The organism is Halorubrum coriense DSM 10284, from assembly GCF_000337035.1.
Classification (GTDB): domain Archaea; phylum Halobacteriota; class Halobacteria; order Halobacteriales; family Haloferacaceae; genus Halorubrum; species Halorubrum coriense.
Genome location: NZ_AOJL01000032.1, coordinates 114,351 through 141,012 on the forward strand (window position 1 = coordinate 114,351; position 26,662 = coordinate 141,012).

26 protein-coding genes and 1 tRNA gene are annotated in these 26,662 nt (G+C 70.1%); 11 read left to right on the forward strand and 16 right to left on the reverse strand.

The features are described 5' to 3' along the window. Positions 1-28 precede the first annotated feature (28 nt). The 5 genes from C464_RS08085 to C464_RS08105 all read right to left on the reverse strand — a co-directional run bounded on the left by C464_RS08085 (position 29) and on the right by C464_RS08105 (position 3,554). A complete protein-coding gene (locus C464_RS08085; protein ID WP_049910973.1) occupies positions 29-283 on the reverse strand; it encodes a glycine zipper domain-containing protein in 255 nt (84 codons plus the stop codon). A gap of 211 nt (positions 284-494) precedes the next feature. Next, positions 495-1,277 carry a CBS domain-containing protein gene (locus C464_RS08090; protein WP_006113168.1) on the reverse strand — a complete coding sequence of 261 codons (783 nt, stop codon included), beginning with the start codon at positions 1,275-1,277 and terminating at the stop codon, positions 495-497. 83 nt (positions 1,278-1,360) lie between these two features. Then, positions 1,361-1,726, reverse strand: coding sequence for a winged helix-turn-helix domain-containing protein (locus C464_RS08095; RefSeq protein ID WP_006113169.1), 366 nt, complete (start codon positions 1,724-1,726; stop codon positions 1,361-1,363). Between the two features lie 176 nt (positions 1,727-1,902). Beyond that, a complete protein-coding gene (locus C464_RS08100; protein WP_006113170.1) occupies positions 1,903-2,838 on the reverse strand; it encodes a sulfurtransferase in 936 nt (311 codons plus the stop codon). Then, a complete protein-coding gene (locus C464_RS08105) occupies positions 2,835-3,554 on the reverse strand; it encodes a helix-turn-helix domain-containing protein (protein WP_006113171.1) in 720 nt (239 codons plus the stop codon). The genes C464_RS08100 and C464_RS08105 overlap by 4 nt, the downstream gene beginning before the upstream one ends. A gap of 154 nt (positions 3,555-3,708) precedes the next feature. Between C464_RS08105 and C464_RS08110 the strand changes: the two genes are divergently transcribed. Beyond that, positions 3,709-3,948, forward strand: a complete 240-nt coding sequence (locus C464_RS08110) for a hypothetical protein (RefSeq protein ID WP_006113172.1) — start codon at positions 3,709-3,711, stop codon at positions 3,946-3,948. Between the two features lie 22 nt (positions 3,949-3,970). Here the strand turns inward: C464_RS08110 and C464_RS08115 are convergent, their stop codons facing one another. Genes C464_RS08115 through C464_RS08125 form a run of 3 tightly spaced genes read right to left on the reverse strand, consistent with a single transcriptional unit; the run spans position 3,971 to position 6,639 of the window. After that, entirely contained in the window at positions 3,971-4,216 is a 246-nt protein-coding gene (locus tag C464_RS08115; protein ID WP_006113173.1) for a hypothetical protein, read from the reverse strand. Between the two features lies 1 nt (position 4,217). Continuing rightward, positions 4,218-5,222: a cytochrome d ubiquinol oxidase subunit II gene (locus tag C464_RS08120; RefSeq protein WP_006113174.1), complete on the reverse strand. Its 1,005-nt coding sequence runs from the start codon at positions 5,220-5,222 to the stop codon at positions 4,218-4,220. Next, the gene (locus tag C464_RS08125; RefSeq protein ID WP_006113175.1) at positions 5,215-6,639 is read right to left on the reverse strand and encodes a cytochrome ubiquinol oxidase subunit I; all 1,425 of its coding nucleotides are present in this window, start codon (positions 6,637-6,639) and stop codon (positions 5,215-5,217) included. The genes C464_RS08120 and C464_RS08125 overlap by 8 nt, the downstream gene beginning before the upstream one ends. Before the next feature lie 223 nt (positions 6,640-6,862). Here C464_RS08125 and C464_RS08130 point away from each other — a divergent pair, with 223 nt between their 5' ends. Next, on the forward strand, positions 6,863-7,042 hold the full coding sequence (locus C464_RS08130) for a hypothetical protein (protein WP_049910975.1): 180 nt from the start codon (positions 6,863-6,865) through the stop codon (positions 7,040-7,042). Between the two features lie 69 nt (positions 7,043-7,111). On the opposite strand, the gene C464_RS08135 is transcribed toward C464_RS08130, so the two are convergent. Both C464_RS08135 and lonB read right to left on the reverse strand, forming a co-directional pair. Next, complete coding sequence (locus C464_RS08135) at positions 7,112-8,032, reverse strand: NAD(P)/FAD-dependent oxidoreductase (protein WP_006113176.1); 921 nt, start codon at positions 8,030-8,032, stop codon at positions 7,112-7,114. Between the two features lie 352 nt (positions 8,033-8,384). Beyond that, the gene (gene lonB, locus C464_RS08140) at positions 8,385-10,664 is read right to left on the reverse strand and encodes an ATP-dependent protease LonB (protein WP_006113177.1); all 2,280 of its coding nucleotides are present in this window, start codon (positions 10,662-10,664) and stop codon (positions 8,385-8,387) included. A gap of 170 nt (positions 10,665-10,834) precedes the next feature. Here lonB and C464_RS08145 point away from each other — a divergent pair, with 170 nt between their 5' ends. After that, positions 10,835-11,365, forward strand: coding sequence for a nicotinamide-nucleotide adenylyltransferase (locus C464_RS08145; RefSeq protein WP_006113178.1), 531 nt, complete (start codon positions 10,835-10,837; stop codon positions 11,363-11,365). A 113-nt stretch (positions 11,366-11,478) separates the two neighbouring features. Then, positions 11,479-12,402: an SAM hydrolase/SAM-dependent halogenase family protein gene (locus C464_RS08150; RefSeq protein ID WP_006113179.1), complete on the forward strand. Its 924-nt coding sequence runs from the start codon at positions 11,479-11,481 to the stop codon at positions 12,400-12,402. Between the two features lie 36 nt (positions 12,403-12,438). Here C464_RS08150 and C464_RS08155 read toward each other — a convergent pair whose 3' ends face one another. Continuing rightward, positions 12,439-12,918, reverse strand: coding sequence for a DUF5793 family protein (locus C464_RS08155; protein WP_006113180.1), 480 nt, complete (start codon positions 12,916-12,918; stop codon positions 12,439-12,441). 172 nt (positions 12,919-13,090) lie between these two features. Here C464_RS08155 and C464_RS08160 point away from each other — a divergent pair, with 172 nt between their 5' ends. The 4 genes from C464_RS08160 (at position 13,091) to C464_RS08175 (ending at position 20,270) form a co-directional block, all read left to right on the forward strand. Continuing rightward, a complete protein-coding gene (locus tag C464_RS08160) occupies positions 13,091-14,833 on the forward strand; it encodes a type II/IV secretion system ATPase subunit (RefSeq protein WP_006113181.1) in 1,743 nt (580 codons plus the stop codon). Then, on the forward strand, positions 14,830-17,004 hold the full coding sequence (locus tag C464_RS08165) for a type II secretion system F family protein (protein WP_006113182.1): 2,175 nt from the start codon (positions 14,830-14,832) through the stop codon (positions 17,002-17,004). The genes C464_RS08160 and C464_RS08165 overlap by 4 nt, the downstream gene beginning before the upstream one ends. Positions 17,005-17,087: 83 nt before the next feature. Beyond that, positions 17,088-17,774: a class I SAM-dependent methyltransferase gene (locus C464_RS08170; protein WP_006113183.1), complete on the forward strand. Its 687-nt coding sequence runs from the start codon at positions 17,088-17,090 to the stop codon at positions 17,772-17,774. Between the two features lie 60 nt (positions 17,775-17,834). Beyond that, positions 17,835-20,270: a methyl-accepting chemotaxis protein gene (locus C464_RS08175; protein ID WP_006113184.1), complete on the forward strand. Its 2,436-nt coding sequence runs from the start codon at positions 17,835-17,837 to the stop codon at positions 20,268-20,270. 81 nt (positions 20,271-20,351) lie between these two features. On the opposite strand, the gene C464_RS08180 is transcribed toward C464_RS08175, so the two are convergent. Both C464_RS08180 and C464_RS08185 read right to left on the reverse strand, forming a co-directional pair. Then, on the reverse strand, positions 20,352-20,636 hold the full coding sequence (locus tag C464_RS08180; protein WP_006113185.1) for a hypothetical protein: 285 nt from the start codon (positions 20,634-20,636) through the stop codon (positions 20,352-20,354). Positions 20,637-20,649: 13 nt separating this feature from the next. Then, the gene (locus C464_RS08185; protein WP_006113186.1) at positions 20,650-21,174 is read right to left on the reverse strand and encodes a DoxX family protein; all 525 of its coding nucleotides are present in this window, start codon (positions 21,172-21,174) and stop codon (positions 20,650-20,652) included. A 237-nt stretch (positions 21,175-21,411) separates the two neighbouring features. On the opposite strand from C464_RS08185, the gene C464_RS08190 reads away from it, so the two are divergent. After that, a tRNA-Gly gene (locus C464_RS08190) sits at positions 21,412-21,482 on the forward strand. A gap of 93 nt (positions 21,483-21,575) precedes the next feature. Here the strand turns inward: C464_RS08190 and C464_RS18495 are convergent. Both C464_RS18495 and C464_RS08195 read right to left on the reverse strand, forming a co-directional pair. After that, positions 21,576-22,346 (reverse strand): hypothetical protein, encoded by a 771-nt coding sequence (locus C464_RS18495; protein ID WP_152420914.1) that lies wholly within the window; start codon positions 22,344-22,346, stop codon positions 21,576-21,578. Between the two features lie 137 nt (positions 22,347-22,483). After that, positions 22,484-23,560 (reverse strand): NAD(P)/FAD-dependent oxidoreductase, encoded by a 1,077-nt coding sequence (locus tag C464_RS08195; RefSeq protein ID WP_006113187.1) that lies wholly within the window; start codon positions 23,558-23,560, stop codon positions 22,484-22,486. A 164-nt stretch (positions 23,561-23,724) separates the two neighbouring features. Here C464_RS08195 and C464_RS08200 point away from each other — a divergent pair, with 164 nt between their 5' ends. Beyond that, entirely contained in the window at positions 23,725-24,042 is a 318-nt protein-coding gene (locus C464_RS08200) for a hypothetical protein (protein ID WP_006113188.1), read from the forward strand. A 108-nt stretch (positions 24,043-24,150) separates the two neighbouring features. Then, the gene (locus C464_RS08205; RefSeq protein ID WP_006113189.1) at positions 24,151-26,355 is read left to right on the forward strand and encodes a prolyl oligopeptidase family serine peptidase; all 2,205 of its coding nucleotides are present in this window, start codon (positions 24,151-24,153) and stop codon (positions 26,353-26,355) included. A 1-nt stretch (position 26,356) separates the two neighbouring features. On the opposite strand, the gene C464_RS08210 is transcribed toward C464_RS08205, so the two are convergent. Then, positions 26,357-26,662 (reverse strand): metallophosphoesterase family protein (locus C464_RS08210; RefSeq protein WP_006113191.1); only part of this gene is annotated, 306 nt, incomplete at its 5' end.

Consider the following 26,662-nt stretch of genomic DNA (forward strand, 5'->3'; position numbering starts at 1 on the left):
CTCCGCGAACCGCTCCGCGGGCCGCCGTTCACGCCGCCGCGTCGGCCGCGCCGCTCTCGTCGCCCTCGCCGTCGCCGCCCTCACCGTCACCGTCCTCTTCGCTCGCGAACAGGCCGTCGGCACCCGACTTCAGTTCGGCGACCGTCGCGCCCGCCAGTCCGCCGAGCGCCCCGCCGGTGCTGGCCGCGTTCCGGCTCCACAACCCGCCGACCGCCGCGCCCACCGCAGCGCCGACGGCCGCGTACTTCGCCCTGCCGATCGCGGTTCGAATTCGTGATCCCATACCACACCATTCTTGTCGACTCATAAAATTGTTTCTGCGGAAACCACGAATTGACCCGAACGGCGGAGTCCGCGCGGTCGCTACGGCTAGTCGTCGACGGGCGGTGCTGGCGGCGCGGTCGACGCGAACGGCGCGGTGAGTCACCGACTGTCGGTGAGGCGGCGCGGTCGCTCGACGCCGGTCGCGCGTCGGTCGCGCGCCGGTCGCCCGGTCACTGGAGCCGCTTTGTCGTCTCCATGAGGGGGTGTCGCGCGTAGTCGACGATCTCGATGTCGTCGACGACGCGGAGCCCCTCCTTCTCGGCGGTCTTCGCCATCCCCAGTTCGACCGGCGTCCGCGGGACGATCACGTACGCGTCCATCGTCTCGATGCCGGCCTCGCGGGCGGCCATCGCCCGGTGGTGGCCGTCGGCGAGGTAGAGCGTGCCGCCGTTGTCGATGACGACGAGCGGCTCCGCGAGCCCGTGTTGGAGCTCGTACTGTCTCCCCTCGAGTTCGTCGGCGTACACCCGCGCCTGCGTCGGCGTGAGGGCCGCGATCTCCACCTCGCGGCGCTCCTCGTCGAGGTCGACGCCGTGGATCTGCGAGAGCGTGCGCATCAGCTTCCCGACCTTGCCGGGCGTCGCGCGCTCGATCTGCGAGCGGACCACGTCGGTGTTCGAGATGATCCCGACGAGGTTGTCGGCGTCGTCGACGACCGGGAGCCGCTGGATGCCCGACCGCAGGATCACCCGCGCGGCGTCGGTCACCTTCATGTCCGGGTGCGCGACGATCAGGTCCTCCGTCATCACCGTGAACACGGGGGCGTCGTCGTCCGCGAGCAGCAGGTCTCCGGCCGAGACGAACCCCTCGACGGTGCGGCCCTGCGTGACCGGGAACCCGTTGTGTCCGTCGCTGTCGGCCATGCGACGCGCGACGGTCGCCACCGTCTCGTCCGGGCTGACCGTCTCCACCTCGCGGGTCATGTACTCCCCGACCGTCGGTTTCCCGCTCATCGTCCGCCGTACACGCTCCCGGGATAAAAGAGGGCGGGGAGCGGGACGCGCCTCCGGCGAGCGGACGCTCGCACGGGCCGCCGCTACCTCCCGTTCGGCTCCCACGCCACCTCCTCGTCGGGGTCGCCCTTCGCGCGCTCGACTCGGGCCCTGAGCCGGCCCTCCTCGCCGACGGCGACCGAGACGCGGCGCACGCTCCGCTCGTAGCGTCGATACTTCCCCCGCTCCGCGTCTATCGCGACGTGTTCCGTCACCAGATCCAGCTCGTTGAGCGTATCCAAGCGCCGGTACACCGTCGACATCGGGATGTCGCACCGCTCGACGAGTTCGGCGACCGAGGCCGGCTCGTCGAGCAGCGACAGGATCGTCCGGTTCGTCTCCTCGCTCAGCGCGTCGAGCAGCCGCCGGGCGAACCGCGACCCGTCGCCCTTCGAGGCGGCGTCACTCATGACGACCGCCCGGTGACCCGGGTTCGCTGTGCCGGCGTTCTCCCCGGTCTTCCGCGTGCTTCGCCGCCGCCGCAGCGTGAGAACCGCTCATTACGTACGATTGCCCGCACAGCGGCTAGTGTGTCCGTTTGTCGTGGGACAACCGCCGGCGTTCGACCTCGCCCCCGGCGGGTGACTCAGTCGCCGCCGTCCGGCTCGCCGACCTCGATCGGGACGCCGATCATGTTCCCCCACTCCGTCCAGGAGCCGTCGTAGTGCCGCACGCGGTCGTACCCGAGCAGCTCCTCGAGGACGAACCACGCGAGCGAGGACCGCTCCCCGATCCGACAGTAGACGATCACGTCGTCGTCGGGGGCGATCCCCCGCGACGCGTACAGGTCGGCGAGCTCCTCGGGCGACTTGAACAGGCCGCTGGGGCGCACGTTCTCGGCCCAGAACACGTTCGTCGCCCCGGGGACGTGGCCGCCCCGCATCGCCCCCTCGTCGCTGCCCGGCGGCTTCGTGATCTCTCCCCGGTACTCCTCGGGCAGGCGCACGTCGACGAACTCCGTGTCGCCGTCGAGCGCCGCCCGCACGTCGGTGCGGTCGGCTCGGACCTCCGGTCTGGGCGGGGCGTCGGGCGCGTCGCCGTACGTCACCGCGGGCGGATCGACCGGCTCCGTCGTGGTCGGGTAGCCGTGTTCCACCCAGTACTCGCGACCGCCGTCCATGATCCGCACGTCCGGGTGGCCGTAGCGGGCGAGCTGCCAGTACAGGTGGGCCGCGAACCAGTTCCTGTTGTCGCCGTAGATGACGACGGTCGTCTCCTCGGCGATCCCGCACGACTCGAGGAAGGCGGTCATCTCCGCCGGGGAGAGGATGTCGTGTGCCTCCGCCGACCGGAGGTCCGTCCGCCAGTCGACGCCGACGGCCCCGGGCGCGTGACCCTCCTCGTAAAACGAGGCGTTGACGTCGACCTCGAGGAGCCGCAGGTCGGGCGCGTCGGCGCCGAACCGGTCGAGTCGCGCCGCCACCCAGTCGGGCTCGACGAGCACGTCGGTCGGATATCGGTCGCTTTCGGACGCGTCCGTCGGCGTTCGCCGCTCGTCGTCGGTGGGAGTGTCGGGGGTCATGCTCGTTGGTCGGCGAACCGCTTCGCCAGCTCCGCGGTCGCGCGTCGAAGCCGATACGACACCGTCGAACGCGGCTCGTCGAGCTCCGCCGCGAGCTCGTCGAGCGTCGCCTCGCGCGGCGTCTCGAAGTAGCCGCGCTCGACCGCGAGCAGCAGCGTCTCGCGCTGTTCGGCGCGGACGTCCGGTCGGGAGAGCAGCTCGCTCTCCCAGCGGTCGACCTCGGTCAAGTGTTCGAAGGAGAACGAGCGCCCGTCGCCGAGCCGCGCGGACAGCGTGTCGTACAACAGCCCGATCTTCGAGTCGTCCTGTACCAGCACGCGCCACCGGACGGTGTCCCCGGAGCGCGTCTGCTCGAAGAGCGCGCCGCCGTCGACGTACTTCGCCGCGATGAGCGGGACGGACTCGCAGTAGTCCACGTCGGAGAGGTAGGTGTACGTCACCCGCCGCCGCTGCTCGTCGGTCAGCAGGCTCGTCGCGCGGGTCGCGCGACACGCCCGATCGCTGATCGACTCGCGGTCGACGGACTCGTCCAAGAGCAGCTCGTCGACGGCCGCGAGGTCGGTCGCGTCGCCGGTCACCGATTCGAGCTTCCACAGCTCCGCGGGGTCGAGACACGAGTAGGTCGCCTCCGACCGGAGGGAGCTGCGGTCGATGAACAGGTCGACGTACTCGTCGACGCCCGGTTCGTACGTTATCTCGAAGCTGAAGTCGTACATCTGACGGTGAACTGGTCCGGTCGTGCGGTGGCGGTTCGCGGCGCGGGCGACGGTCCCGCGGGCGACCGGACGGTCGCGACCGGTCGCGTCGCGGCGGGAAGTTGTCCCTCGACAACGCGTCTGATACGGGCCCGACGCACTTACGTTGTCTCGTATGGGAACCTCACGTTCCGGTCGCGGGACCGCGACCGCGCACCGAAGCCGTCTCCTCGTCCCGGCCGCCGTCGCGCTCGTCGCCGGCATCGGAGGGGTCGCCTTCGGACTCGCCCACGACGACACCGTCACCGCGCTGGGCGCGCTGCTGTTCCTCCCGAGCGCCGCGCTGCTGTTCGGTATCGTCGCCAAACGCCGCGGCGTCGGACCGTTCGGATCGTCGGGTCGGGGAGCGGACTGACGGGAGGCGCGACGCGCTCGGATCACGTCGCCTCCCGAACGCGGGCCGCGACGAGCCGGTCGACGTTGAACATGAACACGCCGACCGCCGCGAGGACCGTCGTGAAGTAGACGACGAGCTGGGGCGGACCGGACGCGGCCCCGCCCGCGACCGCCCCGACGAACCCGACGACGACGAGTTCAGCCCACGTGACGAGCACGCGCGAGAGCAGCGGCCTCCCGACCGGCGAGCGCCGAGCCGGCGCGCTCGCCTCCGAGCCCTCGCTCATGTCAGTACGCCTCCTCGGCCGTGATCGGGCCGCTGAACGCCGAGTAGAGGACGGCGAAGTACGTGACGACCAGCGGCAACAGCAGGGCCGCGCCGATCGACATGAGGTTCAGCGGCAGCGTCGAGACGATAGCCTCCGCGACCGTCGCCCCCGTCGCCGGGTCGATACGCGGGTACATGAGCAGCCCGACCACGGCGATCAGTCCGTAGGTCAGCCCCCCGGCCGCCGCGAGCGCGACGAGGTCCGCCCCCCGTCGAAGCGCGACGCCGTAACCGGCTCCGAGCGCGACGGAGGCGGCGACCAGCGCGAGCACCGGGGGCGACAGCACCGCGTCGACGCCGGCCGGGAGCCGAGTCGCCAGGACGCCGAGGGTCGCGACGACCGCGAGGAGGTACGCCGCGACGGCCCCGATTCCGATCTCCGCCACTCTCTCGGGGAGCGCGTCCCGGGCCTTCAGACGGAGGAACGCGGCACCCGAGACGACGGTCAGGGCCGTGACGGCGACCCCCGCGACGACGCCGACGAGCGTGAGCGAGCGGGGGCTCCCGACGAGCCAGTTCCCCGCGAACGCGCCGAGGAGGAACGGCGCGAGGACGCTGCCGGCGACGAACGACCGACCCCACCACCGCTGCCACCGCGCGTCGCGGCGCTGCTCGTACATCTCCGGGGCCAACCCCCGGAGGATGAGCGCGCCGAGGATGCCGAACATCAGGAGGTAGTGGCGGCTGAACAGCCCGGCGTACACCGACGGGAAGGCGGCGAACAGCGCGCCGCCGAAGACCACGAGCCACACCTCGTTGCCGTCCCAGAACGGCCCGATCGCCGACAGCACCGCCTCGCGGCCCCGGTCGTCGGGGAGCGTCGCGAAGATCGCGCCCGCGCCGAAGTCGAAGCCGTCGAGGAACAGGAACGTTCCGAGCAGGGCGAACACGAGCGCGAACCACAGCTCCGGGAGCGGCAGGCCGAGCACCGGCCCTCCCGCGAGCGCGTCGACGACGCTAGTCATCGCCGGGCACCTCCGCGGGCGCGGCGTCGCGCTCGGCGGCGGACCGCAGCTCGCGCACGCTCGGGGGCCCGTCCCGGATCACCCGCGCGACGACGTACGCGTACAGCGCGAGGATGCCGGCGTAGACGCCGACGAACCCCGCGAGCGTGATCAGCGCCTCCGCGCCGGTGAGGCCGGGCGACACCCCCTCGCTCGTCTTCAACACGCCCTGGATCACCCAGGGTTGGCGACCGACCTCCGTGACGACCCACCCGAGCTCGACCGCGACGAAGCCGAGCAGACCGGAGGCCATCAGCGCCTTGTGGAGCAGTCCGTCTTCGAACAGCTCGCCCGTGTACCACCGGTAGCCGCCCCAGAACGCGAGGAGGATGAACCAGAAGCCCATCCCGACCATCGCCCGGAACGACCAGAACACGACGGCGACGGGGGGCGCCTCCGTCTCGAATGTGTTCAGTCCCCGAATCTCCGCGGTCGCGTCGCCCCCGCTGGCGAGCCACGACGCCCCGCCCGGGATGCCGACGCCGAACAGCTCCTTCGCGCGCGGGTCGGTGAACTGGCTCAGGTCGGTCGGGATCGCGAAGATGTACTCCGGCACGTACGCCTCGGTGTCCCAGACCGCCTCCATGGCGGCGAACTTCTGCGGCTGCGTCTCGTAGACGTGCCGCGCGTACAGGTCGCCCTGGAGCACCTGTAGCGGGGCCGTGATCAGCAGCGCGACCAGCGCGATCTTGAGCGTCTTCCGCCAGAACGCGATATGTTCCGTCTTCGTCCCCCAGACGTGGTGTCGGTAGACGTAGTACGCCGAGACGCCGGCCATGAACAGCGCCACCGACTCGACGGCGGCGTTTTGCATGTGGACGTACATGTAGCCGAACCGGGGGGTCAGATACGCCGCGACCGGGTCGACGAGGCGGACCACCTCCCCGCCGTTCTCGGACACGAGCTCGTAGCCGCGCGGCATCTGCATCCACGAGTTCGCGATGAGGATCCAGACGGCCGACAGCCACGTGCCGACGCCGACGGCGAGACTGGACACTAGGTACAACCGGTCGGAGACGCGCTCGCGACCGAACACGAAGATACCGAGGAACGTCGCCTCCAACATGAACGCCATCATCCCCTCGACGGCGAGCGGGCCGCCGAACAGCTCTCCCGCGGTCGTCGAGAACGCCGCGAAGTTGGTTCCGAACTCGAACTCCAGGACGATCCCGGTGACGGTTCCGACGACGAACGAGATCGCGAATATCTTCGTCCAGAAGCGACGCAGCTGTTCGTACACCGGATCGCCGCCCCGGACGTCCCGCCACGTGAAGTAGATGAGGAAGGGAGCGAGTCCCATGCTCATCACCGGGAAGACGATGTGGACGACGGTCGTCAGGGCGAACTGGAACCGGCTCGCGAGTACTGGGTCGATCATGTGGTGGTGAGTCCGGAGCGACGCGTCACTCCGACGCGCGCCGCGGTCGTGCGCTTCGTGTGACGCTGGGTTCCGCTCGTCAATAACCCCGGAGTTGGCGCAGGACAACCGACGAGCGAGCGGTCGCCGCCCTCCCGGCCGCGACGCGCCGGCTCGCCCGAGGGGCCGAGAGTTGTCCCACGCCAAGCAATCGCTTTGGGCGGCGTGGCGGCTCCGGTCACTCATGGAGACACGGCACGCCGTGCTGGCGCTCGTCGCGCTCGTCACGCTGGTGATGACCGTCAGAGCGCTCGTCGCCGGCCTCGACGGCGACTTCGGGACGGTCGGCCGGCAGGTCGGCGTCGGCGGGGTCGTCCTCGCGTTCGGCGTGGGGCTGTACCGGAACTGGGAGGCGGTCGGGTGAGGCGGCGGGCCCCTCCGCGGGGACACCGGTCGAGCGTTCGGCCGCGGACCGAGTCGGCGGTCGGACCGGTCAGGCCGGCTGCGAGTCCAGCTTCTTGTAGTCGATGTAGTCCGCCCCGCGGATCTCCTCGAGGAGGTTGATGGCCGCGCGGGCCCCCTCTCCGACGGAGGTCGCGATCTGTTGGTGGCCGCCGGTGACGTCGCCCGCCGCGTACACGCGGTCCACCGGCGTCGACTGCGCCTCGTCGGTGACGACGTCGCCCCCGTCGACGGGGACGCCCAGCATCTCCGCGAGGTCGGTGCCGCCGGCGGTGCCCAGCGCGACGAACAGCCCGTCGACCGATATCTCGTCGCCGTCCCGCGTGACGACGGCCTCGAGGACCTCGTCGCCGGCGAGTCGATCGAGGTCGTCGGTGACCACCGGGATCCCCGCTTCGGCGATCCGGTCCCGCAGCTCCTCGTCGGCCGCGAACGACGACCCGTTGGTGAGGATCCGGACGTCGTCGGTGTAATCGAGCAGCATCAGCGCCTCGGTCGCGGCGTAGTTGTCGTCGCCGACGACCGCGACGGGGCTGTCGCGGTAGAAGTACGCGTCGCACTCGACGCAGTAGGAGACGCCGTGGCCCTCGTACGCCTCGACGTCCGCGACGGCCGGCCGCTCGTAGTCCGCGCCCGTCGCGATGATCACCCCGTCGACGGCGTACTCGTCGACGGTCGTCTCGACGCGGTACCGGTCGCCGTCGGGTTCGAGCCGCACGACCTCCTCCTCGACGATCTCGGCACCGTACTTCCGCGCGTGTTCTCTGCCCAGATCGACCAGTTCCGGGCCCGTGACGCCGTCCGGGAACCCGTAGACGTTCTCCATCGTGTCGACGTCGCGGGTGGTCCCGCCGCCGTCGTCGAACACGAGCGTTCGCCTGTCCGCTCGGGCGGTGTAGATGGCGGCGTTCAGTCCGGTCGGTCCTCCGCCGACGATCGCGATCCCTGACATCTGTATTGCGCAATACGCACTATACTAACTTATGTATTCCGACCCTCTCAGTTCTTCCGAAGCGACGGGTGGTCGCCACTCGAGGAGATATTCTAACGCTATTTGCGACACATGGGGCGCATGGCGAGTGGTGGCCGTTATGACGGCTCTCTCCCTGCCCAGCAAAACGTGCGGCTAACCGGCGATTCTGTATTGCGTCATTCAAGCAATATAGGCACCTCGCGCTCACACGGTGAACGACCGAGACCGAGTTAGCCGCCGATCGGCGGACGGAGATCCCCCGGCTGCTCGCGGTGCGGTAGCTCGGGGGAGCGAAAAGTGAAAGAACCCGGGCCGCGAGGCGCGGAGCCGCCTACTGCGGGCTCGGGTTGGACGGGCTCGAGACGTTTCCGTCGTTCAGCGCGGAGCCCGTGATCGACTTCAGCCGGGAGACGAGCGAGTCCTTCTCGGCCTCGCCCTCGAGGGCGATGTCGAGGACCTCGCTGATGTGCGACACCGGGATGACCTCGATCATCTCCTCGTACTCGTCTTCGATCATCACGTCCTGCTCGTTGGCCGCGGGGATGATCACCCGGTCGCAGCCGGCCTTCGCGGCCGCCTCGATCTTGTGGGTGACCCCGCCGACGGGGAGCACGTCGCCGCGGACCGACAGCGAGCCCGTCATCGCGAGGCTCTGGTCGACCCCGACGTCCTCCAGCGCGGAGATGACGGCGGTCGCGACCGTGATGGACGCGGAGTCGCCGTCGACCCCCTGCTGGCCCGTCTGGATGAACTGGATGTGGATGTCCTTCTCCGAGATGTTCTCGTCGGAGAACTTCTTGATGATCGCCGAGACGTTCTGGACCGACTCCTCGGCCATCTCCTTGAGCTGGCCGGTGGCGATCACCTGCCCGCCGCCCTGGGTCGGCGTCACCTCGGCCATCACCGGGAGCATGATCCCGGAGTCCTCGCCCATCACGGCGAGGCCGTTGACGCGACCGGTGACGTAGCCGTTAGAGACCTGAAGCTCGTAGTCCTTCCGGCGCTCGATGTAGTCGTCGGCGAGCTGCTGCTCGATGGACCGCGAGCGGCCCTTCGCCTGAAGGACGTGGTCGCGGGTCGTGCGCTCGGCGTCCTCACCGCGGGCGATGTCGCCCGCGACGCGGACCATCCCGCCGAGGTTCCGCATCTTGAGCGTGAGGTGGCCCTTGCGACCGGAGCGGCGCTTTGCCTCGAGGATGATCTCCTCGACCGCCTCCGCCGAGAACTCGGGCAGGCGGCCGTCCTTCGCGACCTCCTGGGCGATGAATCGGACGTACTTCCGGCGCATCTCCGGCGTGTCCTCGATGGTGTCCTCCATGTACACCTCGTAGCCGTACCCCTTGATACGGCTCCGGAGCGCCGGGTGCATGTTCTCCATCGCGTCGAGGTTCCCGGCCGCGATCATGACGAAGTCCGTCGGGACGGGCTCGGTCTGGACCATCGCGCCCGAGGAGCGCTCGGACTGGCCCGTGATCGAGAACTCGCCCTCCTGGATCGCCGTCATGAGGTGCTGCTGGCTGCGGATGTCCAGCGTGTTGATCTCGTCGATGAACAGCACGCCCTTGTTCGCCTTGTGGATGGCCCCGGCCTCGACGCGGTCGTGGCTGGGCGTCTCCATCCCGCCGGACTGGAACGGGTCGTGGCGGACGTCGCCGAGCAGCGCGCCGGCGTGCGCGCCGGTCGCGTCGCGGAACGGCGCGGTCTTCGTGTCGCCGTTGTTCACCAGCAGGTTCGGGATCATCGCGTCCGACCCGCGGTTCAGGTAGCGGAAGACGAGGTACACCACGCCGGCCGCGATGATGCCGACGAGGATCTGGCCGACGATGATGAGCGCGTAGCCCAGCACGACGGCGATGATGATCCACATCAGCAGCGACCGCATCTGGTTGCGCTTGCGCGCCTCCTCGCGGTGCGCCTCGACGATCTGGTCGCCCTTGCCGGCCGGCACCGTCCGGACCTTCGGCTTGTTGCCGTCCTCGGGGTTGTGATACACCAAGACGTCCTGAAGCTCCTCTTTGGGGAGAAGCTCGGACATCGCCTTCGCGAGCATCGACTTCCCGGTCCCGGGCGAGCCGATCATCATCACGTGGCGGCGCTGCTTCGCCGCCTTGATGATCACGTCGCGGGCGTGTTCCTGCCCGATGACCTGGTCGACGAGCCGATCCGGGATCTCCAGTTCGGCCGTCGTGTCGATCTTGAGCCCGCCGAGGAGGTCGTCCTCGTCGGGGTCTTCCTCTATCTCGGCTCCCTCGACCTCGACGGTGCTACCGAGCTCGTCGATCCCGCCGTCGTCGGCCGGACCGACGCCGTCGCCGTTCCGGCCCTCGTCGGGACCGTCGCCGACGACCTCGGTCTCGTCGAACCCGTCGTCGTCCACCACGACGCCGTCGTCCCATGGGTCGTCGTCGGGGTCCGCGGCCGACTCCCCGCCGGAGTTCGCGGCCGGGTCCTCGCCGACGCCGGGCTCGTTCGACGGACCGTCGTCGGGCTCGGGGTCGCCGTGCGCGGCGTCCTCGCCGTTCCCCGCCGGGCTCGAGTCGTCGACGCCGCCGCGAGGCGGTTCGTCGGGGTCGTCGGCCGTGGGGTCGTTCGTGTCCTTCTCGTTGCTCATAGAATCGGGTTTCGCTATCGAAAAGGACGGGTCGGCTACTGATATACTTTCTCCCCCCAGCGACACCGCCCGGGTGGCAGTAAAAGCGGTCGTGAAGCCGTATAGGCGCTGATCTCGGCGCACGACCGTTCCCACGGGGTTTATAAATGACGCCGACGCTACGTGGATCCATGCGGGGGTTTTACATCGGCCGGTATCAGCCGTTTCACGACGGCCACCAGCACATGGTGGAAGAGATCGCGGCGGACGTCGACGAGCTGGTCTTGGGGATCGGCTCCGCCGGCGACTCGCACACCACGCGGAACCCCTTCACCGCCGGCGAGCGCGTGATGATGGTGACGAAGGCGGTCGAGGACCTCGACGCCACCACCTACGTGGTCCCCATCGAGGACCTCGACCGGAACTCGGTGTGGGTGAGCCACGTCCAGAGCATGACCCCGCGGTTCGACGTCGCTTACTCGAACAACCCGCTCGTCGTCCGCCTGTTCGAGGAGGCCGGCGTCGAGGTGCGTCAGTCCCCGATGTTCCGCCGCGACGTGCTGGAGGGGACCGAGCTCCGCGAGCGGATGATCCGGGGCCGCGAGTGGGAGGGCCTCGTCCCCGACGCCGTCGTCGACGTGATCCGGGAGGTCGACGGCGTCGACCGCATCCGCCGTATCGCCGAGACCGACTCGATAGGCACGGAGCCGTCCGACGTGTAGCGCGGCCGGCGCGAGGCAAGCGTGGGCCGCCCGCTCGCAGACGCGCGTCCCGGGAGAAACCGGGAGCGCCGCGGCCCGTTCGTTTTAACCGCCCGCCGACCTCTCCTTCCGGTATGATCACGCTCACCTCGGACTTCGGCTCGCCGTACCCCGCCGCGATGAAGGGAGTGATCCGCCGGCACACGGACGCCGAGCTGGTCGACGTCGCGCACGACCTGCCGCGCGGTGACCCTCGGGCCGCCGCCTTCTGGCTCCGGTTCGTCCTCCCGGAGTTCCCCCCGGCGGTCCACTGCGCCGTCGTCGACCCCGGCGTCGGCACCGACCGCGACGCCCTCGTCGTCCGCGCCGGCGCGCACGTCATCGTCGCCCCGGACAACGGCCTCGCGATGCCGCCGGCGCGGGCGCTGGCCGCCGACGAGTCGGACATTGAGGCGTGGACCGTCGCCGTCGACGACCCCGCGAGCGAGACGTTCCACGGCCGCGACGTGTTCGCGCCGACCGCGGCCCGCGTCCGGGTCGCGCTCGACGACGCGGCGGGGAACGCGGGAGACGCCGCTGCGGGCTCGGCGGGAGACGGCGCGCTCGACGCCGACGCGGTCGCCGCGGCGCTCGCGGGACTCGACGACCTCTCGCCCGCGAGCGGCCCCGTCGACATCCGCTTCCCCGAGCCGTCGATCGAGCGCGACGCGGGCGACGGCGAGGACGGCGGGAAAAGCGACGACGACACTCGACGCGGGGACGACCCCGACGGCGACGTGGTCGCTATCGACGGCGAGGTGCTCGCGATCGACCGGTTCGGGAATGTGATCACCAACGTGCCCGGCGACCTGGTCCGCGACCGCGACTGGGTCCGCGTGAACGGCGACCTCACGCCGGTCGCGGAGACGTTCGGCGCCGTCGACCCGGGCGAGCGACTCGTCACCGTCGGGAGCCACGGCTACGCGGAGTGCGACGTGAACGACGGGCGCGGCGACGGCGCGTTCGACCTCCGGCCGGGCGACGCGGTGCGGTTCGTGCCCGACAGCGTCAGCCTCTGACCGTCGGGCGGTCGGGTCGCCAGCAGCGGGCGGCCGCTACAGCTCGACGCCGGAGGGGATCAGGCTCTCGCTACGGAGCAGGTTCCCTGCCGGGTCGTACACGAGGAAGGTGTCTTTATCGTAGGCGACGAGGCGCTCGCCGTTGACGTCGATCTCGACGCGGTACCGCGCGTCGCCGTCGTCGGTCGCGTCGCGCGCGGCGCGGATGAAGGGGAGGACGTCCGTCGCCGTCTCGTTGAGTTCGAGGACGAAGTCGCCGGTGAACCGGTTGGTGACGCCGACGACGCCCTCCGGATCGTCCGCCTCGCCCAGCGGCTCGCGGAGCCGGAAGGCGACGTCTATCTGGTCGGCACCGAGCAGGTCGCCGTCGTCAGCCCCGTCGCTGTCACCTCCGGAAAGCCGCTCGCGGAGGAGCTCTTCCGGCCCGTGGAAGTCGATCCGCACGAGCGGGGGCGATCGGGTGTCGGAACCGTCTCCGACGCCCTCGACGGCCAGATCGAAGTAGTCACGCCGCATTTCGTACCTGTTGCTTTGCGGCCCGGCCGTATCAACGTAACGGGCGGATCGGCGGCGTAGCAGACGCGACGCGTCGGCGTCCGGGTCGGCGGCGTCGCGAGGGGCGTCGATGTCGATCCTGATAATCGTCGGGGGTAGTTTAACTTCCCCCCGGCTCTAGAAGCCCATATCTATGGCGAGTGACGCCGGCGGGGGCGACCTCGGCGACCGGATCGAGGACCTCCAGCGGCGACTCTCGCACGCGTGGGAGCTGTTTCAGGGGTCGACGCTCGACGTCCGCCCGTTCCGCCTGGGCGAGGACGGCCCGCTCGCGTCGTTCACCGTGCCGGCGGACGAGCGCGAGGTCGACCGGTACTGGGTGAACTCGCCGTACGCGTACGTGGTGATCACCTACGACGACGCCGAGAGCGAACACCGCTACTACGCGGTCGAGCCCGAGCTCGACGCGTTCGAGCGCGAGCTCCTCGACCGGGTCGTCGACGACATCCGCGACCCGCTCCTGTACCGCGAGGGGACCGGGAAGACCGACGAGGAGACGCTCCGCGCCGAGCTGGAGACGCTGCTGGAGGGGTACGGCGTCGAGGCCGGGATGGACACGTTCCACGCGCTCGCGTACTACCTCTACCGGGACTTCCGCGGCTACGGGAAGGTCGACCCCCTCCTGAACGACCGGCACATCGAGGACGTCTCGTGTGACGGCTACGACCTCCCGATCTTCGTCTACCACGACGAGTACACCGACATCGAGACGAACGTCTCCTTCGCGCAGGAGGCGCTCGACAGCTACGTGATCCGGCTCGCCCAGCAGTCGGGCCGCCACGTCTCCGTCGGCGACCCCATCGTCGAGACGACGCTCCCCGACGGGTCGCGCGCGGAGCTCGCGCTCGGCGAGGAGGTGACCCCCCGCGGCTCGGCGTTCACCATCCGCCAGTACGCCGAGGACCCGTTCACGCCCGTCGACCTCGTCGAGTACGGGACCTTCTCCGTCGAGCAGATGGCGTACTTCTGGCTCTGTATCGAACACAACAAGAGCCTCATCTTCGCGGGCGGCACCGCCTCCGGGAAGACCACCTCGATGAACGCGGTGTCGATGTTCGTCCCGCCGCGCGCGAAGGTGCTCACCATCGAGGACACCCGCGAGCTCTCCTTATACCACGACAACTGGCTCTCGGCGGTCACCCGCGAGCGCCGGTACGAGGGGACGGACATCGACATGTACGACCTGTTGCGCTCGGCGCTGCGCCACCGCCCCGAATACATCGTCGTCGGCGAGGTCCGCGGCGAGGAGGCGATCACGCTCTTCCAGGCGATGAACACGGGCCACACCACGTTCTCGACGATGCACGCCGACTCGATCGAGACGGTGATCAACCGGCTGGAGAACGAGCCGATCAACGTGCCGCGCGCGATGGTCCAGTCGCTCGACATGCTCTCGGTCCAGACGCTCACGCGCGCCGACGACGAGCGGGTGCGCCGCGCGAAGACGATCGGCGAGATCGGCGGCATCGACCAGCGGACCGGCGAGCTCGACTACTCCTCGGCGTTCGAGTGGCGGCCGGACTCGGACACGTTCCGCCGGAACGACTCGTCGCTGCTGGAGGAGATCGCCGACGAGCGCGGCTGGTCGCGGTCGGAACTCCTCCAAGAGGTCCGGCGGCGCGAGCGCTTCCTCGAACTGCTCTCCGCGCTCGGCATCGACGACTACCGCACGTTCACCGCCCTCGTCAACGAGTACTACGCCGACCCCGACCGGGTGATGGACCGGCTCGACGAGCGCGCCGCCGCGGCCGACGGCGTCGCCGCGACCGACCGCGCGGACGACGACGACGGCGTCCGAACCGACCCCGGTCCCGCCGCTTCCAACGGCGACGGTGCGGACGTCGGAAACGCGCGGTCCGACCCCCCGGACCGATGATCGAGTACCTCCCGCTCGTCGCCGCGGTCGGGGCCTGTCTGGCCCTCGCGCTCCCGCTCGTCGACGACCGGGCGGACCTGTTCGTCACCCGCGTCGCGCTGTCGGCGTTCGGGGATTACGTCGGCGAGAACGAGGCGCGGCGGCGGAGCCAGCGCGACCGGATGCGCGCGGCCCACGTCGCCGGGACGACGCACCGGGTGTACGCCTCGCGGACGCTGTTGTACGCCGCCGTCCTCGGCGTCGCCGGCAGCGTCGTCGGCGTGTACGGGGCCGCCGCCCTGCTCGCCGCGCTCGACGTCGGCGAGGCGGCGATCCGCGGGGCGCTTCCGAGCGCGGTCGAGTTCGTCGCGGTCGTCGCGCGCCTCGCGGACCTCGGGCTCTTCCGGCTGTTCGTCCTGCTCGCGGTCGTCTCCGCGACCGTCGGCGCGGGGCTCGCGCTCGGCGCGTACGTCGCCCGCTGGCAGCTGCTCGACCAGCGCGCCCACGCCCGGGCGGCCGAGATAGACGCCACCCTGCCCCGGACGGTCGCGTTCATGTACGCGCTCTCGCGCTCGGGGATGGCGTTCCCGCGGGTGATGGACACGCTCGCGGAGAACGAGGCGGTGTACGGCGAGGCCGCCACGGAGCTGTCGGTGGCCGTCCGCGACATGAACGCCTTCGGCACCGACGCGCTCACCGCGCTCCAGCGCATCTCTCGCCGGACGCCCAGCGACGACCTGGCCGACTTCTCGGAGAACCTCGCCTCGGTCCTCGGGACCGGGCAGCCGGTGTCGACGTTCCTCAACGACCAGTACGAGCGCTATCAGGCGGAGGCGGAGGCGAAACAGGAGCAGTACCTCGAACTCCTCTCGACGTTCGCCGAGGCGTACGTGACGGCGTTGGTCGCCGGCCCGCTGTTCTTCATCACCATCCTCGTCGTCATCGGCCTCGTCTTACAGGACACGCTCCCGCTCCTCCGCGTCGTCGTCTACGTCGGCGTCCCGCTCGCCACCTTCGGGTTCGTCGTCTACGTCGACAGCGTGACGCAGGGCGTCGGCGGCACCGAGGCGGTCGCGGAGTCGTCGCTCGCGGACCCGGACACCCCGTCCGTCACCGGCGTGCGACACGCGAGCGACGAGTCCGGAGCCGGGAGCGACTCGCCGCGGTTCGACGGCGGAGCGACCGGACGCGACGCGGACGCCGCCGGCGCGGACCGCTGGGCGGAGAGCCGCGAGCGGCTCCGCGTCCACGACCGCCTCCGCTGGGTGCGGCGGCTGATCGCGTCGCCGGCCGAGACGGTGTTGGCCTCGCCGCGGACGGTCCTCCTCGCCGCGGTCCCGGTCGCGGCGGTCGGGCTGCTCGTCTTCGCGTTCCCTATCACGCTCGGGACGCCGGTGGAGATGGTCGACCAGATCGACGGCCCGATCGTCGTCGCGACCGCCTTCGTCCTCGCGACCTACGCGGTCGCCTACGAGTTCGACAAGCGCCGGGTCCGGCGCGTCGAGTCCGCGGTGCCGGACTTCCTCGACCGGCTCGCCAGCGTCAACGAGGCCGGGACCGCCGTGGTCGGCAGCGTCCGGCGCGTCGCCGACTCGAACCTGGAGGCGCTGACGGAGGACCTCCGCCGGACCCGGCGCGACATCGACTGGGGCGCGGACGTCTCGACCGCGCTGCGCCGTCTGGAGCGCCGGGTCAGGTCGCCGATGACCTCCCGGGCGGTCGCGCTCGTCACCAACGCGATCCGGGCGAGCGGGGACGTGGGACCGGTCCTCCGGATCGCGGCCGACGAGTCGCGCGCGACGTGGTCGCTCCGGCGCGAACGGCGACAGGTGATGCTGACGTACCTCATCGTCATCTACATCTCCTTCCTCGTGTTCCTCGGGATCATCGGGGCGCTCTCGGTGTCGTTCATCCCGGCCATCGAGGCGGCGGGCGTCCCGGGGACCGGCGGTAGCCTCCCGGAGACCGGCGGCGGCGTCCCCGCCGGCCCCGGCGGGATCGCGGACGGGATCGGCGACATCGACGTCGCCGCCTACGAGCAGTTGTTCTTCCACGCCGCCTCGATCCAGGCGGTCTGCTCCGGCCTCGTCGCCGGACAGCTCGGGGAGGGGTCGGTGCGCGACGGCGCGAAACACGTCGTGGTGCTGCTGGCGCTCACTCTCCTCGCGTTCGTCGGGATCGCACTGGCGTGACGCGGCCGCCCGGGACGCGGCGGGTCCCGACCGCCCGAGGTCTCGGTCGCACGAGCTAAACCGGTCGCGGTCGAGCGTAGCGTATGGACCCTGATCCGGGACGCGAGTCGGGGTCGGCGGGCGGCGATCCGCCGTCGGGCGACCCGCGGCGCACCTACGACCGCATCGCGACGCACTTCTCGAAGACGCGGGAGTACGCGTGGCCCGAGGTCGAGTCGTTCCTCGAGGGCCGGTCGGGGACGGTCGCCCTCGACGTCGGCTGCGGGAACGGTCGCCACACGGAGGCGCTCGCGGCGCGCGCCGAGTTCGCGGTCGGAGTGGACCTCAGCCGCGGCCTGCTCGACGAGGCGGCGGCGCGCGCTCGCGACCGGGGGTTCGCTGACGCGAGCGCGTTCGTCCACGGCGACGCGGCCGCGTTGCCGCTGCGCGACGACGCGGTCGACCTCGCGACCTACGTCGCCACGCTCCACCACCTCTCGCCCCGAGCGACCCGCGTCGAGAGCCTGGACGAACTGGCGCGGGTCCTCGCGCCCGACGGCGTCGCGCTCGTCAGCGCGTGGAGCACGGCCCACGACCGGTTCGACCGCGACGAGGGGTTCGACACGACCGTCGACTGGACGCTGCCGGGCGGCGAGACCGTCCCGCGCTACTATCACATCTACTCGCCCGCGGAGTTCGCGGTGGACCTCTCGGCGAGCGCGCTCGAACTCAGTCGTTCGGAGATATCGAGCGGAAACTGCTACGCGGTCGTCACCCCCGAGAACGACTAATTATCACGTGAGATATCGAGGGGGGTGGATTAAATAGTCCCTGTCGACCGCCTGATGGTAATGGCCGATGCCTTTCTCGAACGGGTGTTGCGGCGCGTCACGCCCGACGCCGTGGCGCGGAGCTACCTCGCGAAGTTCGTCGTCGCGCTCGTCGTCGTCGTGATCGCGATCGGTGCGGTCGGGGCGGTCACCTACGCCGAGACGACGGAGCAGCTCGAATCGAACGCGCAGGGCGACTACACCGCCGTCGCGGAGCTGAGCGCGACGGAACTCGACGGGTGGGCGACCGAGCGTCGCACGTTCCTCGGCGACGTCGCCGACAACCACGCGTTCTCCCAGGAGCCCGAGCGGGTCGACAGCTACCTCGCGTCGCACTTCTCGCGGGCCCCGGAGGGCGTCGCCGCCTTCCACTTCGTCGATCGGGACGCGGGGACGGTCGTCGCCACCACCGACGACGAGGACGGGGGCGAGACGGTGACCTCGCAGGCGTGGTTCGGGGAGGACCTCCTGTTCTCCGACGACACGTACACCAGCGAGACGTACGTGGTCGACGGCGAGCGCCGGTTCGCGTACATCACCTCGACGCCGCTTCGCGACTACCTCGTGATGGAGGTCACCCTCGCGACGGCCGCCGCCGACTTTCGGCGGCCGACCGAGAGCGCGTTCACCACCGTCGTCGAGCCCGACGGGCGGATCGCCGCGAGCAACGGGGACTACGTCGCCGGCGTGCGCTACGACACCGACGTCCGATCGGCGATGCTCGGGGAGACGCGGTCGGTCGGCTTCATCCCCTCCGCCACCTTCGGCTTCGCCGACGGCGGCGAGTACCTCGTCGCGTACGCGCCGCTGGAGGCGGAGGAGTGGTACGTCGCCACGCACGTCCCCCTCTCCGAGGCGTACGCCCTCTCGGGGATGATCGGCCGGAACCTGCTCCTGATCGTCGGGGTCGCGGTCGTCGGGCTCGGGCTCGTCGGCGTGACGCTCGGCCGGGGGACCGTCGTCGAACTGAACCAACTCCGCGGGCGCGCCGCGGCGCTGGCCGACGGCGACCTCGACGTCGACTTCCACACGGGCCGGCGCGACGAGTTCGGCGACCTCTCCGGCGCGTTCGCCACCATGCGCGACTCGCTGCGCGAACAGATACGGTCGGCCGAGGACCAGCGCGAGCGCGCCGAGGAGGCGAAGGCGGAGAGCGAGGCGTTCGCCGACCGGCTGGAGTCGCGCGCGGACGACTTCGGGCGGACGATGGCGGCCTGCGCCGACGGCGACCTCACCGCCCGGCTACGCGCCGACCCCGACGACCCCGAGGCGCTCCGCACCATCGCCGACGAGTTCAACGACGCGATGGACGAGCTGGAGGCCGCGATCGCGGAAGTGGACGCCTTCGCGGTCGAGGTGGCCGAGCGGAGCGACGCGGTCACCGACGGCACCGACGAGGCCGCGGCCGCCGGGCGAGAGACGAGCGACGCGGTCGACGAGATATCCGCCGGCGCGGAGCGACAGAGCCGCCAGCTCGCGGACGTGGCCGGCGAGATGGAGGACATGTCGGCGACCGTCGAGGAGGTCGCCGCCTCCGCGGACGAGGTGGCGACCACCTCCCGGCGGGCCGACGCGCTCACCGAGGAGGGCCGCGAGGCGGCCGCCGACGCCGCCGAGGAGCTCCACGGGATCGAGGCGCGTTCCGAGTCCGCCGCCGAGACGATCGAGCGGCTCGAGGCCGAGATGGCCGAGGTGGACGCGATCGTCGAGACGATCTCGGAGATCGCCGACCAGACGAACCTGCTCGCGCTCAACGCCTCGATCGAGGCCGCCCGCGCGGGCGAGGCCGGCTCCGGATTCGCGGTCGTGGCCGAGGAGGTCAAGTCGCTCGCCGAGGAGACCCAGGAGTCCGCCGCCGAGGTGGAGTCGCTGATCGAGGGCCTGCGCGAGCGCACCGACGAGAGCGTCGACGAGATGGCCGCGATCCGCGAGGGCGTCGACGACGGCGTCGACGTCGTCGAAGACGCCGAGGACGCGCTCGCCGACGTCGCCGACCGCGTGAGCGAGGCCGACGACGGCGTTCAGGAGATCTCCGGCGCGATGGACGCGCAGGCCGCGTCGGTCAGCGAGGTGACCGGCGCGGTCGACGACCTCGCGGGCGTGAGCGAACAGACCACCGCCGAGGCGACCACCGTCGCCTCCGCCGCCGAGGAGCAGGCCGCCACGCTCAACGAGGTCTCCGAGCAGGCGCACGACCTCCACGAGCGCGCCCGCGGCCTGCGCGAGACGACCGAGGAGTTCGAGGTCGACGCGCAGGAAGGCGCGGTCGGCGAGGTCGGTTCGCCGGGCGACGCGGCCGCCGAGGCGACCGAGCCGGCGTTCTCGTTCGGCACCGACGGGGACTCGGACTCGACCGCCTCCGCCAGTACGGACGGGGGCACCGCGGACCGAGCGGACGAGTCTGCGGAGTCGGACGCCGCCGGCGAGAGCGGGTCGAGTCCCTCACGCGGCGAGTAAGCACGCAACAGAAGAGTGACCGTGGCCGTTCGCGACGACGCGTCGCACCGGTCGCGTCGCGGTCCGTGATTCCCGCGCGGTTCAGTCCGCCATCGTCTCGTGGCGGACGTCGCTGTCCTCGGGCATCGGCGTCACGAGCCGGTACGCCGCGTACAGGCCCAGCACCGCGATGCCCGCGAGCACGAAGCCGGTGCGGATCTCGGGGGAGATCAGCGGCGTCGCGACCACGTCGCCCGCCTCGTTCGTCATCGGGGCCGGAGCGAACGGCTGTCCGGCCAGCGTCTCGATCAGTCCGAGGACCGCGATGCCGAACAGCATCAGTCCCGCGCTCAGCGCCCGTGCCGCCGTGTCGATGATGTCTGTCATTGTGAGTCACCTCTCAGCCGAGCAGGTACCGCAGCTTGGGGTGTTGCTTGACGAGCGCCGTCTGCTCGATGAGCGCGTCGAGGCCGTAGTACCGACCGGCCGCGAACACGATCACCGTCATGAACAGCAGGAGGCCCATCAGGTCGCTGTTGACGACGCCGTGTCCGAACCCGGCGTTGCCGATCCAGAACAGGGACATGAAGATGACCCCGCCGAACGCGGCGAGCCGGGTCAGCGCGCCGGCGATCAGCGCCAGCCCGATGAGCGTCTCGAAGAGGGGCACCCCCGGCGCGATGAGCCACGCGAGGTTGTTCCCCATCCAGACCGGGATGCCGCCGAGGACGGTCCCGCTCATCTGTTGCATGTACGCCGGGCCGTAGCTGAACGCGAGCCCGTCGGTCAGGAGCTTCGTGAACCCGGCGTGGAAGAACCACCACCCGGTCACGACGCGCAGGAACGCGATCCAGTACGTCGCCCACGGTCCGTCCAGGGCGAACTCGACCTCGCCGACCAGGGGATTGCTCGATTGGTATGACATCGGTGTCACCTCACGGGTGTACGTTGGGTGGGTACACACATATGTACCATAGCGGGTTCTAATCGCCTGAAAAGCGTTCTAAGGCGCTGGGAGACGCCCTCAGTATCGTGGTTCTTTAAATATACGTAGTCGCCGAATCGCGGCCGCGGCCGGACCGCGGTCCGGCCGTCTGCCGGAACACGGAACGCTTATGAAACTCGTTCCGCCTACGTGTAGATGCGTCATCGACCGACGCGAGCGCCGGTGGTCTAGTGGTAGGACCTGAGCCTTCCAAGCTCATGGCCCGGGTTCAAATCCCGGCCGGCGCACTCCCTTCGGTCGTGCGCCGGCCGACCTCCCGCTCGCTGCGCTCGCGGGAGTCCCGGCCGGCGCATTTCTTGGCGTCTCGTCCTGTCAATCGTCTAGTAGTGTCTTCTACCGAGACGGTAGATCGCGTCAAGTACGCCTTCAGAATGGTGTAAGATATCCATGTTCCCAGAGATAATTCCCATTACACAGCTTACCGGGTCCTCAAACAGTCTTCCGACTACAGGTAGCTCCGGGAGAGCACCGAGAATGTAGAATAGTCCAACCAAGAATAATCCACTTCGTCCAATCAGAGAACGATTCCAGACGCCGTAGCCCACAATCTGTGCCCGGCGGCGGGTCTGTACTCTTGCTCGACCGACCCGAAGCTCTCCACTTAACGTCTGGTGAATGAGCTTGTCAGCGCGCAGGAGACACAGATAGACAATTACCACTGCCATGACCGTCCGAGGAATATGACCTCTAATTACTCCGATCAGCTGAATACCATCAACAGCGAGCGCCCACAACCAGTTGATAGAAAGTACTGAACCAGTGGCGAAGGCGACAATCAGGAAGTTACGGGTCTTCGATAGGACCTTTTCGGGAAATTGTAGCAGAGCCGTCACCGCTTCATGTGGGTCATAGTCGGTGATGTGGTCATACGGTTCGACAGCCCACCCTCGAAGGTCCGAATTACTTTGGTCGAACGCGTCTTGAAATTCGTCGATCTCCAGATAGGCCTCAAGAAAAAGACTGACCACTTGCTGACGTGCTTCTTTCAGACCATCTATTGGAGCAAGCGCGAGGATCAGCTTGGTCCACAAGTGTCTGAGCCGGAGCGATCGGAGGGCGTGAGCCGGGTGTGTTCCAGATTGGCTCGACATAGTGTAATTAGGGCGAAACAACTGAAAAAACTACCTTCCGACTCGGTCAGCGAATCTTGTCACGAGTACCGCAGAGAATCTACTGACTCGTAGAATCTCTCTGGACGAAAAAAAATCGCCGCTAGGTTTGAACCCTATCAGTCGTCGTCCGCGGCCGGCGGCTCGGCGCTCTCGACCTCCGCGGACTCGCGCGGACCGCCGGCGTGCCCCTCGTGGGCGACGGCGGTCGCCATGAGATGCGGCGGGATGGCGGGTACCTCGTCTTCCTCGACGGGGCCGTCCTGCGCGATATCCTCGGTCGAGCGCGGGAACTCGCGGAGCTCCTTGTGGACCGCGATGCCGGCCTTCGCTCCCTGTCCCAGCGCGACGGGCACCTGGTTGTGGCCGGGCGTGATGTCGCCGACCGCGAAGACGCCGTCCTCGCTGGTGCGGCCGTGGTCGTCGACGTCTATCTCGCCGCCGTCGGTCAGGTCGCAGCCGAGCCCCTCGGCGAGCGCGGTGTTGTAGTCGGAGCCGTACATCGGGAAGCCGCCCCGGTACTCGCGGCGGGTGCCGTCCTCGAACTCCATCGCCTCGAGCCAGCCGGAGTCGGGGTCGTTCTCGATCCCGCTCACGTCCTCGTGGACGACTTCGACGGGGTGCGCCTCCAGCTGCGCCGCGGTCTCCTCGCTCCACGTCGGCTCCGCGCCGCGCGTCAGGAGGTCCACGTCGTCGGTCATGTTCAGCATGATCATCGCGACGTGGGCGGCGGCCTCGCCGTGGCCCATCACGTACACCGGCTCGTCGACGAACATGTAGGCGTCGCAGTGGAGACACCAGTGGAGCCCCTTCGCGTTCCGCGGGAGCGGCGGCTCCGGGCGCTCGTCGGAGAACCCGGTGGCGAGGACGACGCGGTCCGCGAGGATCTGGCTGTCGTTCGTCGACAGGCGGAACCGGTCGTCGTCGGTGCGCTCGACGTCGGTGACGAAGCCGCGCTCGAAGGTGCCGCCGTACGACTGTACCTGCTCGCGACCGGTCGCGAGCAGCTCGTTGCCGGACACCTCCTCCGTGACGCCGATCACGTTGTGCGTGTCGGCCATCATCGCGGCGCGGCCGCCGCCCCGGTCGATCAGCACCGTCTCGTGCCCCAAGCGGGCACCGTACAGCGCGGTCGTCAGCCCCGCCGGCCCGCCGCCGACCACCGCGATCTCGTACTCGTCGTCGGACGAACTCATTACCGGTCGTACGGCTCCCGGCGGTTTAAATTGAAGCGTGTTGTGCGCGGTCGTCGGCCAGCCAACGCGGTCGGCTTCCGGCCGGTCGGCGCGGCGTCGCGGCGTCGCCGCGGCCCGACCGCGCGCCCGGTGATTTATGCTTCCGTACCGCGTTCGCCCGGTCAGTGCCTTCCCGTTTCGCCGTCGCCGGGTGTCTCCTGCTCGTCGGCATCGCCGCCGACGTGGGGACGACGTACGTCGCGCTCACCGGGAGCGAGTACGTCGAGGGGTCGCCCGTCGGTCGGCTGTTCATCTCCCGGTTCGGTCTCCTCGGCGGGATGCTCCTCACGAAGGCCGTCGGCATGGCCGTCATCGGGGTCCCGGTCGCGGTCGCCGGCGGCACGCGTCGCTTCGTCGCGACGCTGATGTGCGCCGGCGTCGGCGTCCTCTCGCTACTGGTCGCCGCGCGGAACCTCCTGTTCGTCGCGGGGCTGTGGCCGTGACGTTCGCGGTGGCGGGGGCGGTCGATCCGGCGGCCGCGAAGTGAGCCGACCGGCGGCCGCGGCCGCCGCGACCCCAGCCGTTTTGCGTCGCCGGCGACAGTCGAACGTATGTCGCGCCGATCCGCTCCGGCCCCGTCGCCGCCGGAGACCCGACGCGAGGTCGTGACGGAGACCCTCCACGGGGTCGACGTCGACGACCCGTACCGATGGCTCGAAGCCGACGACGACGCGGTCCGCGAGTGGACCGACGAGCAGAACGCCCACGTCGACGCCGCGCTCGACGACGGGCTCCGCGACCGGCTCCGACCGCGCTTCGCGGACCTCGTCGAGGTCGCCGACTACGGCCCGATCACGGTCCGCGAGGGGCGGTACTTCGCGACGGTCCGCGAACCCGGCGCGGACCACGCCCGCCTCGTCGTCCGGGACGCGCCCGACGGCGAGGACCGCGTCCTCGTCGACCCGAACGCGTGGCCGGCGAACCGCGACGACGACCGCCCGCCCCGGTCGATGGCGTGGTACGTCCCGTCTCACGACGGCGAGCGCGTCGCGATCGGCGTCACCGAGGGCGGCGACGAGAACTACGACGTGCGGGTGCTGTCGGTGCCGGACCCGAGTGAGCCCGGGGATGAGTCACCGGCCACCGAGGGGGACGGCGCGGGCGTCGAGGAGGTCGCGGTCCTCCCCGACCGCGGCCGCGTCAACGCGGGGAGCCTCGCGTGGGCGGCCGACGGCGGGGGGCTCGTCTACGTCGCCACCGGCGGCGCGGCCGACGGCGCGCAGATGGACAAGGAGATCCGCCGGTTTCGGTTCGCCGACGGCCCCGACGACGAGACGGTCCTGCTCGAACACGACGACCAGCACGTCTGGCCGCGGGTGACCGTCGACCCCGACTCGGGGCTGCTCGCGGTCGCCTTCTCCGAGATGGTGGGCGGCACCGAGTGGTACGTCCACGTCGACGGCGACCTCCGGCCGGTCCTGACCGACACCGACGCCGAGACGTCCGTCCGGTTCCACGACGGGACCGCGTTCGTCTCGACCGACCACGGCGCGCCCCGACGGCGGCTGCTCGCCTGTTCCGTCGACCGCTTCCGCGAGGGGGACCTCTCCTTCGAGGAGTGCCGCGAGGTCCTCCCCGGCAGCGAGGGGATCATCCAGTCGGTCGTGCCGACGCCGGAGCGGCTCCTCGTCCACCGCCAGCGGGACGCCCACTCCCGGCTCTCGGTCCACGACCGCGACGGGACGCGCCTGTCCGAGGTCTCGCTCCCCTCGTACTGCTCGGTCACGTGGGTCTCCGGGAACCGCGACGCGCCCGAGGCGTTCTTCGGGCTGACCGGCTTCGACCGACCGCCGGCCGTCCGGGGGCTCGACCTCGCCGACGCGCCGGAAGTCGAGGACGACGAGGCCGTCGGGAACGTGCGTGACGAGGCTGAGCATGACGAGGACGGCGACGCGCCCGAGATCTCGTCGACGGCGATCGATTCGGTGGACCTCCCCGTCCCCGACGACCTCGTCGTCGAACAGCGGTTCGTCGACTCGACGGACGGTGCCGAGGTCCCGGTGTTCGTCTGCTACCGCGAGGACGTCGCCGTCGACGGCCCGCGCCCGACGCAGCTGTACGGCTACGGCGGGTTCCGTAACAGCATCACGCCCTCGTTCGGCCGGTTCCGGCTCCCGTTCCTCGCGGACGGCGGCGCGTTCGCGGCGGTGTGCGCCCGCGGCGGGTACGAGTACGGCGAGCCGTGGCACGAGGCCGGGATGCTGGGAGACAAGCAGCACACCTTCGACGACTTCGTCGCCGCCGGGGAGGCGCTCTGCGAGTCGGGGCTCACCGACACGGACCACCTCGCGGTCGCCGGCGGGTCGAACGGCGGCCTCTCGGTCGGCGCGGTCGTCACCCAGCGTCCGGACCTGTGGGCGGCCGCGCAGTGCGCGGTCCCCCTGCTGGACATGCTGCGGTTCCACCGGTTCCTGCTCGGCGAGTCGTGGACGACGGAGTACGGCCACCCGGAGGACCCGGAGGCGTTCGAGTACCTCCGGGCGTACTCGCCGTACCACAACGTCGACCCCGAGGCGACGCACCCGCCGGTGTACTTCACCACGGCGGCGAGCGACACGCGCGTCCACCCCTCGCACGCTCGGAAGATGGCCGCGCGGCTCCAGAACGAGGCCGAGGGCGGCCCGTTCCTCCTGCGGACCAAGTCCGAGACCGGCCACGGCGTCGGCAAGCCCGCCTCGATGATCGTCGACGAGCAGACCGACTCGTGGGCGTTCTGCTACGAGCAGTTGGGCGTGGAGGTCGGCGACGACGCCTGACTCACTCCCCCTCGTAGAGCCGGTCCGCGGTCAGTTCCGGGAGGTCGGCCTCACGGACCGCCTCGGCGACGCGGTCGATATCGTACTCGACGCGGTGCGTCTCGACCGCGTCGCTCCCGTCGGCCGTCGTGTCGAGGACCGCGTAGCCCGCCCGCGGGTCGCCGTCGCGCGGCTGCCCGACGCTGCCCGGGTTGAGGACGAAGCCGCCGGCCACCTCGCGAACTCCCTGAACGTGGGTGTGGCCGAGGACGATCCCGTCGTACTCCGACACGTGCCGATCGAGGTTCGAGAAATCGTCCGGGTAGAC